Here is a 14464-nt window from a genome sequence, read left to right as displayed (position 1 = left end):
TCAGCTCGAACGGACCGGGGTCGGGATGTCGATTCGATCGAGCAGGTCGTCGACGAGGTCGGCCGGGTCGACGCCGCGCAGCTCGGCATCGGGCGACAACAGCAAGCGGTGAGCGAGTGCCGCAGGCGCGAGGACCTTGACGTCGTCCACGGTCACGTACGGGCGACCCTGCGTGGCAGCGAGCGTCCGCGAGGCCTTGACGAGAGCCAACGCTCCACGTGTCGATGCGCCGAGTCGCAACGACTCGACGGTGCGTGACGCCGCGACGAGACGCACGACGTAGTCGTAGATCGAGTCGTCGACGTGCACGTGGCCGGCGATCGCGATCATCTCGCGGACGTCGTCGACGGAAACCACCGGCTCGAGGTCGCTCGGTGCGGCGCCCGCGGTGACGCGCTTGACGGCGTCGACCTCCGCCGCGAGGTCCGGGTAGCCGATGCTGGTCCGCAGCAGGAAGCGGTCGAGCTGCGCTTCGGGAAGGCGATACGTGCCCTCCTGCTCCACCGGGTTCTGCGTGGCGATGACGATGAACGGTCGCGGAACCGGACGGCTCTCGCCGTCGATGGTGACGTGACGCTCCTCCATGACCTCCAGCAGGGCGGCCTGGGTCTTCGGTGACGCACGGTTGATCTCGTCAGCGAGCACGACGTTGGCGAAGATCGGCCCGGGACGGAACTCGAACGTGCCGTTGGACTGGTCGTAGACCATGCCGCCGGTGACGTCGGACGGGAGGAGATCGGGGGTGAACTGGATGCGTCCGGACGACGCCTGCATCGAACGGGCGATCGACTTCGCGAGGGTCGTCTTCCCCGTTCCCGGAACGTCGTCGAGCAGCAGGTGGCCTTCGGCGAACAGCGCGACGAGGGCTGTCGCGATCTGGTCGGACTTGCCGCGGATGACGCGCTCGACGTTGACGAGCACGGCGTTGAAGCGCTCGCTGAACCATTCGGTGTGTTGATCGGTGATGCTGCTCATCTGTTCGTTTCGCTCGGGGTCACTTCGAAGGGGAGGGAATCGGGCGGTGAGCGGTCACGGTGGCGGAAGGTTCGGTGACCGGTGTGAGCCGACGGTCACCCACATCGGCCGGCCTTGCCCGTAGATGCAGGCTCGGTCGTCGACGAGGCGGCCGCTGCCGTTGGATGTCGCCGGCGATGCGCCCCATGAACCGAACACCGCGTCGTGGCAGGTGACGGTGTAGGTCGTGTTGGCCGGGAGCCCGGTCGCGACGACCCGCACCCAGCTGCAGCCGCTCGTCGTGCACCCGGGATCGACGCCGACCGCCGAGCCGTTGTACGACGCCGTCACGTTCACCGGCGGCGGCGGTGCCGACGGCGTGACCGTCTGGCTCCACGCGCTCCACGGCGAACAACCGGCCTCGTTGCAGGCGCGTACATGAACGCGATACCCCTGGCCGTTGGCGACATTCCACGACGTCGAGGTACCGCCGAGGGACTTGCGGCCGCCGCGGTCGTGTTCGACGTCGAAGGAGTCGACGCCGAGCCCGTTGCCGTTCGGCGTGTTCCAGTTGGCGCTGACCGTGCCGTTCGACGCCGACGCATTCGGCGCGCTCGGCTGGTTCGGCGGGCCGTTCGTGCGCACACTGGCGTTGGGTCCCCAGGCTCCGCAACCGACGTCGTTGCACGCACGCACCTTCACGGAATAGGTCGTGCTGTCACTGAGGTTGTCGACGTTGTGGCCGGTGCCGGTGCCGACGTTGCGCGGTGCCCCGTTGTCGATCGACAGTTCGTAGCGCAGGATCGGGCTGCCGTTGGCGCCTGACGCTCCGTGATCGACCCGGATTCCCCCGACGCCACGGGCGCTGGCGCTGGTGCTGCCCGGAGCGGTCGGCGGACCGGCCGGTGTCACCGCGCCGGATGCCGGGCTCCAGTCACCCCAGCCCTCCTCGTTGCGGGCCCGGAACTGGAACGTGTAGCTCGTGCCGTTCGTCAACCCGGTGAACTGGTGCGGGCTTCCGGATGCGGTCTGCTCGCTTCCCCCCGACGCCCGGATCTGGATCTGTTGGATCGCACAACCCTGGTCCCCAGGCGGGGTGTAGGTCACCTGGGCCGACTTGTCACCGCGCGCCGCCGACGGGGCCTTCGGGCGATCGGGGACTGTGCACGGGACGACCGCATTGGACAGCGCACTCGGTGCGCCCGGATCGGGATCGCGGTTGCTGGCGCGGACTCGGAACTGTTGCTCGACGCCGTTGGGGAGGTCGGTCCAGCGGTAGCTGGTGTCCGCACCGGTGGGGACCCAGACCCCGGGATTCGATGCGATCTCCACCTGGTAGTCGGTGATCGGATCGCCGTTGTTCTCGGCAGCGGGCCACGTGAGGTCGACATAGCGGTTCCCGCGCTCGGCCACGGGTGCGCCGGGGGCATCGGGTTCGCGGAACGGGTGCTCGGCCGCGGATGGTGGCGACGAAGCCGACCGTCCCTTCGCATTGATCGCAACGATCGAGAACTGGTAGTTGCGGCCGTTCGTGAGTCCGTCCCACACGTAGCTCGTGGTGGCGGGACCGCGCTCGCGCGGCGGTTGTCCGCTCCCACCGATCGTGATCTCGTAGGCGATGATCGCCGACCCCTCGTTCCTGGGTTCGGACCAGTCGACGGTCAGCTGACCGTCGCCGTACGTGACCGACGGAGTGGCGGGTGCCTCGGGGATGACGTCGGGCGTGACCGCGGTCGATGCTTCGCTCCACTCACCCCAGCCGGCAGCGTTGTGCGCCCGAACCTGGAACTGGTAGGCCTGACCGTTGACGAGCGAGTCGAGCGTCGTGCTGCTGGCCACTCCCAGCGATTGCGCCGAGCCGCCGACCGGTCGAAGTTCGACGGCGTCGAGTGGTGCGCCGTTGGCCGGGGGCAGCGCCCACGTGACCGTGGCCGTGGCATTCGATGCGGTGGCCTGCGGTCGTGACGGCGTTCCCGGTCGTCCGACGACGGTGACCGAGACGGAACCGGTCGACGTCGCCTCGTCCGCACCGCGAGCGTCGGTGATGTCGTACGTGAACGACGTCGTTCCGAAGTATCCGGCGTTGGGTTGGTAGGTGATCTCACTGCCGCTGACGGTCGCGGTGCCGGATCCGTCGTTGACGTTCGCGCCGACGATGCTCAGCCCCTCGCCCAGGGGGTCGATGTCGTTGGAGAGGACCGGGATCGACACGCCGATGTCCTGATCGGTGTTGGCCGAGTCGGCGACGGCGGTCGGCGGCGCCACGTTCGACGGCGTGACCGTGGCGCTCAGCGTTGCGGACGACGTCTCGCCGGCCGAGTCGGTCACGGTGTAGTCGACCGACTCGACCGCCCCCGCCGACTCGATCGACGGGGTGATCACGACCGAGGCTCCGTCGAGCGTCGCCGGAGCACCGCCTGCATCGATGGAATATGTCAGCTCGTCACCGGTTTCCTCGTCCGGGTCGCTCACGAACTGAGCCAACGAGACCGGGCTGGACACGCCCGCCTCGACCTCGACGGTGCCGTCGGTGGCGACCGGTGGCGAGTTCGCGGGCGGAAGCACGGTGATGTCGACGACGCCGGAGACGGAGTGTCCGTTCTGGTCGTCGACGACGTACGCCAACCCACCGACGCCCGAGAATCCGGCGTCCGGTGTGAACTCGACCGTGAGAGCGTCGGTTCCCGACTCGGCGATGACCGCGGTTCCACCCTGGACGTCCTGGCAGCACGCGAAGCTGAGCGGATCGTCGTCGGCGTCCGTCGCCTGCGCGGCGAGATCGAGCGGCAGCGGCTCGTCTGCCGGCGTCTCGACGGTGAGTTTCTCGACGTCGGGAGCGACGTTGTCGAGCACGATGATGGTGACCTGCGCCGTCCCGACCATTCCGTCGTCGTCGGTGATCGTGTAGTCGAAGTGCTGCGTCTCGTCCGTGGTCGTCAGTGTGATCCTCCCGGCGTCGTCGACCCGTACCGTGGGTGCCTCCGCTCCGGCTTCCGGGGCGCTGACCTCGACGTCCAGGTCGGCCACTCGGCCGTCGGGGTCGGAGTCGTTGGCGAGCAGATCGACGGTGACCTGCTGGCCGGATGACACCGGTCCCACCAGATCGTCGATCGCGATCGGTGCGATCGGCTCGGTCGTCTCGACGATCTCGACGGTCACCAGCGCAGAGTCGGAGCCACCGCGACCGTCGGCGATGGTGTAGGTCATGGTCGCCTCGGCCGCATCGGCTCCGAGCGTGAGCGGGGGAGTGAAGCGGATCGACCCGTCGTTTTCGAGGCGCGCTGCAGGGTCGGAAGAGGCGAGTTCGGTGACCACGATCCGGTCGCCGTCGGGATCGGAGTCGTTCAGCAGCACGTCGAACGCCTGGGTGTCGGACCCCGCGATCACGGTGTAGGTGTCGTTCGACGCCGTGGGCGGTCGGTTCTCGCCGTCCGGTGCGAAGACGCCGATCACGACGTCACCGACGGAACGCTCACCGTTGGCATCGACCACGGTGTACCGCAGCCGGTCGGAACCACTGCGACCCGGTCGCGGGGTGTAGCGGATCGATCCATCGGGCTGCGGCTCCGCGGATCCGAACACGGGCTGGGCTGCGATCGATTCGATCTGGATCGCGTCGCCGTCGGGATCGGAGTCGTTCGACAGCACCGGAATGTCGATCGCGGTGCCCGCCGTCGTGCGCGCCACGTCCGGTCGGGCGATCGGTGGACGGTTGCTCTCCTCGGGCGGGACCAGGCGCACCTGCACCACCGAGCCGACCTGGTTGCCGCCCTCGTCGGCGACGTCGTAGCCGAACGTGAACGACGACGTGGTGTCGGCGTTGACCGAGACGAACACCTCCTGCCCGCCGGGGCCGATCCGCAGGTCCGCACCCTCGATGTCGGACACGCTCACGACGCGCAGGGTTCCGCCCTCGGGGTCGTAGTCGTTGACCAGGACGCGTGACGAGGTGGTCTGGCCGGGTCGGACCTCGACCGTGTCAGGTCGGGCGACGGGCGGTTGATCGGGCGTGTCGGTGTCGCTGACCGCGACGACGACGGTGCCGGTCGTGGGGTCGGAGGCGCCGTCGGAGATCACGTAGTCGAAACTCGTGGTGGCCGGGGCGTCGGGGAGGACCGTCACCCGGAACGCGAAGCCGAGAATCTGCTCGACCTCGATGCCCTCGCCTTCGGTCCATCCGGCGAGACCCACGACGTCGTTGTCGGGGTCGGTGTCGTTCTCGAGGACGTACACGTTGCGTGAGTCGCCGCGGGCGATCGTCACGTCGTCGCGCACCGCCGTGGGCGGCCGGTTCTCCGCTGGTTCCTCGACCCGCACTCGGATGTATGCGGCGTCACGTTCGCTCCCGTCGATCACGGCGTAGAGGAACACGTAGTCGCCCGCCGCGCTCGGCAGGAAGAAGAAGTCGCCGTCGTTGGTGAGGGTCGCCTCACTGGCGGCCTCGGGATGACCGGCGTCGGCGACCAGCTGGGGGAGGCCGGCGATCGACAGTGGATCGTTGTCGGGGTCGGTGTCGTTCTGGAGTGCGTTCAGGACGACCGGCGTGCCGACCACCGTGGTCGCGGAATCGTTGACCGCACGCGGTTCGTTGTTCGACGTGTCGAGTCGGATCGCGACGCGAACCACGCCGGTCGCGGTGGCCCCGAAGGCGTCGGTGATCTGATACGTCAACTCGATCGTTCCCTCGGGGGCTCCCGGATCGGGCGTGAACGTGACCTCTCCGGACGGATCGAAGATGATCTGGCCGTCGTCACCCTCGACGCTGGACAGCACGAACGTGTCGCCGTCGGGGTCGTGGTCGTTGTTGATGACGTTGAACGACGCGGACTTGCCCCGGCGGACCTCGGCGATGTCCGTCCCTGCGATGGGAGGGCGGTTGCTCGCGGCCGAGTCGACGACCTGCACGTCGACCGCGGCGGTGTCGGTTCCTCCGCGGCCGTCGCCGACCGTGTACTCGAAGCCGATCGGACCGGTGAAACCGGGCGGTGGGATCACCTGGATGCTGCCCTGGTCGGCGGTCGTGGTCGCGACCACTCCGTCCGGTACGCCCGAGATCTCCGAGACCATCAGCGCGTCGCCGTCGGCATCCTCGTCGTTGGCCACGACGTCGACGACGACCGGCAGATCGGCACGGGTGCGCCCGTTGTCGTCACGTGCGATCGGAGGCTCGTTGATCCCGTCCTCGTCGATCTCGGGATCGCGGATCTCGCCGATGTCGGGATTCTCCTCCGAGTCGCCGTCGTCCTCGTCGCTGTTCGATTCCTCGTCTGGATCGTCACCGTCGGTTCCGAGCGACGTGCCCCAGTCGTCGATCCGTTCGAGTTCGCTGTCGCTGCCCGCGATCCAGAGTGTTCCGCTCGTGAGGTCGTTGATCCACACCCAGTCGTTGACGAGACGAATTCGGAGGGCCTCCGGATCGGCACCGTCGAGCGTCTCGACCTGGTCGACCGTCCCGGCACACGTGCGCACGAAGGTCGGGGGAGCGGTGGCGACGTTGAAGCTGCAGCCGTCGTGCATGACGGGAGCGATCGGGTTGCCGGCGTCGAGGGGCGGGCGTTCGCCGAGCGCCGTTTCGTCGATCGCTCCGGATCCTGGGTCGGCCGCGGCGGGAACGGCGTCGGAGAAGACCGTCCCGTCCGAGCGCACGACGATGAACTCGGTGCCGGCCGGAGAGGGTTGGAGCAGCACCGGGTCGGAAGCGTCGAGGTCGGACCCGGTGTCGGTCGCCGCGCTTCCGAAGCGGTGGGTGACCACGTCGTCGGGTCCGTCCGCATCGGCTCCGATGGTGACGACCGCCCCGTCGATCAGACCCACCGCGTCGTCGCCGACCGCGGTCAGGCCGGACATCGACTCGGCGACGGCGCCAATCTCGATCCACTCGATGGGAGCGGGTTCGTCGGTGAGCGGTTCGATGCGCGTGAGGCGGTTGCTCCCCCGATCGACGACGAGGAGGTTGCCCGTCGTCGCGGGAGCGATCAGTCCCGGACCGTCGAGTTCGATCCTCGGGGGTCGTTCGTCGAGTGACGTGATCCCGGCGAGGTTCAAGCGGTCGAGGGTCCACAGGCGGAGGGGAGACGGCTGCCAGAAGACGGCCCCGTCGTCGATCGCGACCGTCTCGATGTCGCGCGGCACACTCACGGTGTTGATGATCTGGTACGTGCGCGGATCGACGAGATGGACCTCGGAGCGATCGTCGTCGTGGACGAGCACCACGTGCTCGGCCTGCTCGACGTCGATCGCCGCTCCCGGTGAACCGGCGCGGAGCAGTCCGGTGACCTCACCGGCCGTGCGGTTGACGTGGCCGACGACCCCCTCGGAACGGTCGACCAGCCACGCGCCGCCATCGTTCGTCTCCGCGCGCACGGAAGCCTCGGTGTCCGCGCTGACCGCAGCGATCACGACGGAGACCACGGATGCGAGAACGACCACGACAGCCAGGAGTTCTCGTACGCGCCTGCTCACTCGAATCTGGGCCTCCGTGGTCGGGGGGATCGTGCGGGAAGGTTGTACCCGCACCAACCGTGGTCGGCCCATAGGATAACGCTGCGATGAGGTCGATTCAGTGGGGACGACTCCCCGGTCGGGGTGAGCGAGCGTCGGTCGAAACGTGACCGAGCACGGTTCGCCCGGGACACCCGTCGTCCGGCTCGAGGGGTACGAGATCATCGACGAGATCGGTGCCGGTGGCTTCTCGGTGGTCTACCGGGCCCGGCAACTCGCGCTGAATCGCGAGGTGGCGATCAAGGTCCTCACCAGCGGCTTCTCGTCCGACTCGGAACGGCGCACGTTCGAGCGCGAATGTCATGCGCTCGGCCGACTGTCCCACCATCCGAACATCGTCACGGTGTTCAACGACGCGATGACCCATGACGGTCGCCCGGCGATCGTCATGGAGTTGTACGGGGCGAACTATCGCGACCGGCTCAGCGCCCAGGGCCCGCTGGCACCCGATGAGGTCGTGGGAATCGGGATCCGTCTCGCCGGGGCGCTGCAGACCGCCCACGACCACGACGTCCTGCACCGCGACCTGAAACCGCACAACATCTTCGTGTCGGCGTACGGCGAGCCGGCGCTCGGCGACTTCGGGATCTCGACGATCGACGACGAGCGCAGCCAGAGCCGGGGAAGTGGACTGTCGATCGCGTACGCCGCACCGGAGGGACTGGAGGGCGACGATCCGTCCGTCGCCGGCGACGTGTACTCGCTGGCGGTCACGATGTACCAGCTGATCAGCGGACGCACACCGTTCTCGAGCGGTGAGCTCGCCACGACGATTCGCCGGATCCTGACGGAGAGCCCGCCGCGCCTCGCCACGCCGAACCTGCCGACCGGGTTGAACAAGGTGGTCCAGGGTGCGCTCGCGAAGGCCCCGCGTGACCGCCCGCGTTCGATGCAGGAGTTCGCCGAGCAACTCCGCGAGGTCCAGCGTCGCAACGGCACCACCCCGACACCGATTCCGCGACTGCACGACGACGGCTCACGGGCCGCCGGAACGTCGATGCGAACGTCGATCGCCCAGGCCAGACCGGGAAGTGCTGCCACTTCCACCGATCCATCGACGATCGACGTGGATCCCACCGACACCGACGGCGCGAGCCCGTCGATCCCGCGTGTGGTCCGCCGCCCGGATCCGCTCGCTCCGCAGATTGCTCCGTCGAGCCCGGTCGACGAGCCGCGCCGACCCGAGGACACCATCGCCCGCGCCCGGCCCGCCTCGACCCCGGCGCAGGACGTCGACGACGAATCCGACGATGCCGGTCCGTCGCGTGGACGCCGTTGGTTCGCGGCGGCCGGGGTCGGGCTGCTGATTGCCGTGATCGTGTTCGGCATCAACGTCCTGGGGGGCGATGACGACGAGACCACCGTCACCACACAGGCTGCGGGCACGGTCGAGCAGGACCCGTTCTTCGGAGCGCTCGCCGCTCCCGAGCAGGTCCGGATCGTGGCCGTCGACGGGGGCTTTCGGGTGACCTATCGAATGCCCGAGGATGCCGAAGCGGTCGAAATCGAGGTCGTGAGCGGGATCGACGACGGGGCGACGACGACGGCCGACGGGGATCCCATCGAGATCGAGACCGCCGCCACCTCCCTGTGCGTCGTGGCGCGCTCGATCGGGGCGGGAGGTCGGCTGTCGACCGATGCCGGCCCGATCTGCGGGTAGCACTTTCGGAACACATGTTCGCCAGGTAAACTGGAACGCTCATGGCCCCCCGCAAAAGCGCCACGACCGAACCGCAGATCTCCGTCCGCGGGGCTCGTGAGCACAACCTCAAGAACGTCAACGTCGAACTCCCGCGAGACAAACTCGTCGTCTTCACCGGCCTGTCGGGATCCGGCAAGTCGAGCCTCGCATTCGACACGATCTACGCCGAAGGGCAGCGACGCTACGTCGAATCGCTGAGCGCCTACGCGCGGCAGTTCCTCGGTCAGATGGACAAGCCCGACGTCGACGTGATCGACGGATTGTCTCCTGCGATCTCGATCGACCAGAAGTCGGCGTCACGCAACCCGCGGTCCACGGTCGGCACGATCACCGAGGTGTACGACTACCTCCGGTTGCTGTACGCGCGCATCGGCGTTCAGCACTGTCCCAACGACGGGACACCACTCGAGCGTCAGACGCCGCAGCAGATCGTCGACCGCATCCTCGAGATGGAGGAGGGTCTCCGCTTCCAGGTTCTCGCACCGGTCGTGCGCGGCCGCAAGGGCGAGTACGACACCTTGCTCGAGGACCTGTCGGGCCAGGGCTACGTGCGCGCCGTCATCGACGGAGAGGTCGTCGACATCGACGAGTTCCTCAAGCGCGACGAACGCCTCGCGAAGTACGAGAACCACAAGATCGCGATCATCGTCGACCGACTCGTCCTGAAGGAGGGCATCGAGCGCCGCCTCACCGACTCACTGGAAGGTGCGTTGAACCTGGCCGACGGCGTGGCCGAGATCGAGATCGTCAACCGCGATTCCGACAACGAGACGATCACGTTCAGTCAGCACCTCGCCTGCCCGGTGTGCGACAACAGCTACGACGAACCGGCACCGCGCAACTTCTCGTTCAACTCGCCGTACGGCGCGTGTGCGGTGTGCGACGGTCTCGGAACGACGTTCGAGGTCGACCCCGAACTCGTGATTCCCGACGGTGAGGTCGCCCTCTCCGACGGCGCGATCGCTCCGTGGCGCAGCGCCAACACGCAGTACTTCACGCGGATGCTGGAGTCGGTGGCGAACACCAACGACATCGACCTCGACACGCCGTGGGACGATCTCACCGCGAAGCAGCGCAAGATCGTCCTCCACGGGGTCAAGGGCAAGATGACCGTGAAGTACAAGAACCGGTACGGACGGACACGTTCGTACTCGACGGAGTACGAGGGCGTCATCCCGTGGCTCAAGCGTCGCCACGAAGGCAGCGACAGCGACTGGGCGCGAGACCAGTACGAGGGGTACATGCGCCTCGTCGCGTGCTCGGCGTGTGGCGGAGCGCGGCTCAAGCCGGCGACGCTCGCGATCACGATCAACGGTCGCAACATCTCCGAGGTGTGCGACATGTCGATCGGCGAGTCGGCGAAGTTCCTCGCCGCGCTCGAGTTGTCCGAACGCGATCGGCTGATCGCGGAACGGGTCACGAAGGAGATCAACGCACGCCTCGGCTTCCTGCTCGACGTCGGTCTCGACTACCTCACGATGTCCCGCTCCGCCGGCACGCTCGCCGGTGGCGAGGCCCAGCGCATCCGACTCGCGTCGCAGATCGGGTCGGGCCTGGTGGGCACGCTCTACGTCCTGGACGAACCGTCGATCGGCCTGCACCAGCGAGACAACCAGCGCCTCATCGACACGCTGACCCGGTTGCGCGACCTCGGCAACACGGTGATCGTCGTCGAGCACGACGAGGACACGATCCGAACGTCGGACTGGATCGTCGACATCGGCCCCGGTGCCGGTGAGCACGGCGGCGAGGTCGTCTACGCCGGACCGGTGAAGGGCATCACGAAGGTCAAGGAGTCGGTGACCGGCCAGTACCTGTCGGGCAAGAAGTCGATCCCGCTCCCGACCGAACGCCGGTCGCAGAGCTTCGATCAGTTGCAGATCGTCGGCGCTCGTGAGCACAACCTGCAGGACCTCACGGTCGACATCCCGCTCGGCAATTTCGTGTGCGTCACCGGTGTGTCCGGTTCGGGCAAGTCGACGTTGATCCGGGACATCCTGCTCCCGGTTCTGATGCAGAAGATCTACAAGTCGAAGACGCCTGCGGGAAAGCACAAGCGGATCAACGGCATCGAGAACCTCGACAAGGTGATCGACATGGACCAGTCGCCGATCGGGCGCACCCCGCGGTCGAACCCGGCGACCTACACCGGTGTTTTCGACAAGATCCGCAAGCTCTACTCGTCGACGAACGAGGCGAAGATCCGTGGCTACCTGCCGGGTCGATTCAGCTTCAACGTCAAGGGCGGGCGCTGTGAGGCGTGCTCGGGTGACGGAACGATCAAGATCGAGATGCACTTCCTCCCCGACGTCTACGTGCCCTGCGAGGTGTGCAAGGGAGCGCGCTTCAACCGGGACACGCTCGACATCGAGTTCAAGGGCAAGAACATCGCCGAGGTGCTCGACATGCCCGTCGCCGAGGCGGTCGACTTCTTCGCGAACCAACCGGGAATCGCCCGGTACATGCAGACGCTGATGGACGTCGGGCTCGGATACGTGCGGCTCGGTCAATCGGCGCCGACGCTGTCGGGAGGCGAGGCGCAGCGTGTCAAGCTGGCGACCGAGTTGGCGAAGCGTTCCACGGGCCACACGATCTACCTGCTCGACGAACCGACGACCGGACTGCACTTCGACGACGTCCGTCGCCTGCTGACCGTGCTGCAGCGTCTGGTCGACCAGGGCAACACGGTCCTCGTGATCGAGCACAGCCTCGACGTCATCAAGACCGCCGACTGGGTCATCGACCTCGGACCGAACGGCGGCAGCGGCGGCGGCACGGTCGTGGCGGAGGGGCCGCCCGAGCACATCGCCACGGTGGGCGCGAGCTTCACCGGCCACTACCTGCGCGAACTGCTGCCCTCGACCTAGCCCGCAACTGCGAGACTCCGCATCGTGACGATCGAGGCCGGGGCGGTGACCAACCCGCACGCGCTGCTCCAGCGGCGGACGCTGAACTCGCTGCGGTTCGCCCAGGTTCCCGGCCAGGCGGCGGTCGCCGGAATGGTCGCGGTCGTCACGCTGCTGGCGTCCGACCTGCTCGGCTCCGACCGACTCGCCGGACTGGGGAGCGCGTCGTTCACGGTCGGGGCTGCGCTGACCTCGATTCCATTGGCCGCGTTCATGAGGCGTCGCGGCCGTCGGCGGGGATTGGTCGGCGCACTGCTGATCGGTGCCGTCGGGTCGTCGATCGCGGCAGTCGGCGGCGAGGTCCGGTGGTTCCCGCTGTTCCTGCTCGGGATGGTGGCGTTCGGCGCGGGGCAGGCGGCCACGTTGCAGAGTCGCTATGCGGCGGCCGACCTCGCGGAGCCGTCACGCGCGGGAGCGGCGATCGCCGCAATCGTGTGGGTGGGAACGCTCGGCGCGGTGTTCGGCCCGCTGTTGACGCCGCTCGAGAAGTCGATGGCGGAATCGGTCGGTCTGGACGAACTGGTCGGACCGTTCATCGTCGCGGCGGTGCTGTTCGCCGTTGCCGCCGTCGTGCTGACGGTCCGTCTGCGGCCCGATCCGCTCGAAGTCCTCGGCACGATCGACCCCGACGCGGAGCGGGTTCGTCCACTGCGACAGGTGCGCCAGAGCGCCGGGGTGATCGCCGCATCACCGAATGCGCTCCTCGGCCTCGCTGCGATGGCCGCGTCGCAGGCCGCGATGGTCGGCGTGATGACGATGACCCCGCCGCACATGAAGGATCACGACCACGCCGATCTGTCGGCGGTGGTGATCGCCGTGCACATCGTCGGGATGTACGGGCTCGCCCCGCTGGTGGGTCGCTACGTCGATCGCGTCGGGGAGAACCGAGCGATTCAGGTCGGCGCGGTCGTGCTCGGCGTCGGAACGGTGTCGACCGTTGCCGCCGGGTACGTTCCCGCGTTGATGTTCGTCGGGCTGTTCCTGCTCGGGCTCGGTTGGAGCATCGGTCTGATCGCGGGCTCGGCGATTCTCACCACCTCCGTTCCGGTCGGGACCAAGGTCGAGGTCCAGGGCACTGCCGACCTGACGATGAGCCTCTGCGGTGCGGCCGCCGCGTTCGGTTCCGGCTTCGTGAAGGACTCGTTCGGCTTCCACCTGTTGGCGAACGGAGCGGCGGTGCTGGGTGCGGCGCTGCTCGCCTTCGCCTGGTTCACGGCCGCTCGCTCGGGTCCCCGAGTGCACCCGACCTGATCGAGCCCGGACGCTCGGCCCGATCGTTCAGTTGCAGAGGACCTCGGTCACGTGGAGCTGATCGTCGAGTACGGCGACGAGCGCCCGCTCGCCGGGGGCCAGCATGGCATTGTCCTGTTCGCCGATCGCCTTGGCCGGGGTGGTCGTGAACGCTGCAATCGCGTCGTGCAGGGGAACGTCACACTCGTCGACGACGGTACGAATCGCTCGATCCGGAGTGAGCGTCGACCCGGCGAGCGTGTCGGTGCCGGCGAGGACGGCTCGACCGTCTGCGACATCGACCTCGGCAGTGCCAAGCCGATACCGGCCCGGCGGCGCGGCGGCTGCGGCCATCGCGTCGGTCACCAGCGCGATTCGGCCGGGTGCAGCGGCGAAGAGCAGAGCGATGGAAGCCGGGTGAACGTGAACGCCGTCGGCGATGACCTCGATCGTGACGTGCTCGGCGGCCAGGGCCGCGCCCAGTACACCGGGGAGGCGTCCTTGGATCGGAGCCATCGCATTGAATGCATGCGTGACCAGCGATGCGCCGCGGCGAAACGCCTCGTGCGCCGTGTCGTAGTCGCAGTCGGTGTGGCCGACTGCGACAGGGATCCCTGCCTCGACGAAACGAGAGATCGCGTCGAGTGCGCCGGGGAGCTCCGGGGCGATGGTGATCTGGCGAACGACGTCGGCGCCGGCATCGAGCAACCGATCGACCGACTCGCGTTCGGGGTTGCGGAGCAAGTCGCGGTCGTGGGCACCCTTGCGCGCCATCGCCAGGAACGGTCCTTCGACGTGGACGCCGACCAGGCCCGGGTCGCGACTCATCGCGGCGCGTGTGGTGTCGATGGCGGCCACGAGGCTGTCGATCGAGCTGGTGACGAACGACGCGACGGCCCGGGTCGTGCCGTGGGCGCGCATCGCCGTGAGCGCTGCCAGGGCATGATCGACTCCGTCCTGGAAGTGAACGCCGCCTGCACCGTGGCAATGGATGTCGACGAAGCCCGGCGTGATGTACCCACCCGCCGCGTCGAGCGACCGGTCGGCCTGAGGGGTCGGTTCGTCGGGTGAGCCGACGGACACGATGTGCTCACCGTCGACGAGAACCCACCCGGGGCGTTCGCCGGTCGCGTCGACCAGCGTTCCTGAGTGCACGAGTGTGGACGCCATC

At 68.0% G+C, this 14464-nt stretch carries 6 protein-coding genes; 3 read left to right on the top strand and 3 right to left on the bottom strand.

What is annotated here, in order from left to right; all coding sequences use genetic code 11:
- Together ON45_RS07700 and ON45_RS07695 are read right to left on the bottom strand one after the other, a co-directional pair.
- Positions 1-975, bottom strand: a complete 975-nt coding sequence (locus tag ON45_RS07700) for an AAA family ATPase (protein ID WP_040493067.1) — start codon at positions 973-975, stop codon at positions 1-3.
- A 54-nt stretch (positions 976-1029) separates the two neighbouring features.
- Entirely contained in the window at positions 1030-7353 is a 6324-nt protein-coding gene (locus ON45_RS07695; RefSeq protein WP_158412279.1) for an Ig-like domain-containing protein, read from the bottom strand.
- A 208-nt stretch (positions 7354-7561) separates the two neighbouring features.
- Here ON45_RS07695 and ON45_RS07690 point away from each other — a divergent pair, with 208 nt between their 5' ends.
- Genes ON45_RS07690 through ON45_RS07680 form a run of 3 tightly spaced genes read left to right on the top strand, consistent with a single transcriptional unit; the run spans position 7562 to position 13314 of the window.
- On the top strand, positions 7562-9115 hold the full coding sequence (locus tag ON45_RS07690; protein ID WP_040493065.1) for a serine/threonine-protein kinase: 1554 nt from the start codon (positions 7562-7564) through the stop codon (positions 9113-9115).
- Positions 9116-9156: 41 nt separating this feature from the next.
- A complete protein-coding gene (uvrA, locus tag ON45_RS07685; RefSeq protein WP_040493064.1) occupies positions 9157-12024 on the top strand; it encodes an excinuclease ABC subunit UvrA in 2868 nt (955 codons plus the stop codon).
- Positions 12025-12048: 24 nt separating this feature from the next.
- Positions 12049-13314, top strand: a complete 1266-nt coding sequence (locus ON45_RS07680; RefSeq protein WP_051062702.1) for an MFS transporter — start codon at positions 12049-12051, stop codon at positions 13312-13314.
- 27 nt (positions 13315-13341) lie between these two features.
- Here ON45_RS07680 and nagA read toward each other — a convergent pair whose 3' ends face one another.
- Entirely contained in the window at positions 13342-14463 is a 1122-nt protein-coding gene (gene nagA / locus ON45_RS07675) for an N-acetylglucosamine-6-phosphate deacetylase (RefSeq protein ID WP_040493063.1), read from the bottom strand.
- Between the last annotated feature and the right edge of the window lies 1 nt (position 14464).

Source organism: Ilumatobacter nonamiensis YM16-303 (genome assembly GCF_000350145.1).
In the GTDB taxonomy this organism is placed as follows: Bacteria; Actinomycetota; Acidimicrobiia; order Acidimicrobiales; family Ilumatobacteraceae; genus Ilumatobacter_A; species Ilumatobacter_A nonamiensis.
Note: the sequence above shows the minus strand (reverse complement) of the source record. Positions and strands in the feature narration are given on the sequence as shown.

Excerpts from the sequence above, each read along its gene's own strand:
- ON45_RS07700 (WP_040493067.1), bottom strand. The coding sequence starts at position 975 with ATGAGCAGCATCACCGATCAACACACCGAATGGTTCAGCGAGCGCTTC.
- uvrA (WP_040493064.1), top strand. The coding sequence starts at position 9,157 with ATGGCCCCCCGCAAAAGCGCCACGACCGAACCGCAGATCTCCGTCCGC.
- nagA (WP_040493063.1), bottom strand. The coding sequence starts at position 14,463 with ATGGCGTCCACACTCGTGCACTCAGGAACGCTGGTCGACGCGACCGGC.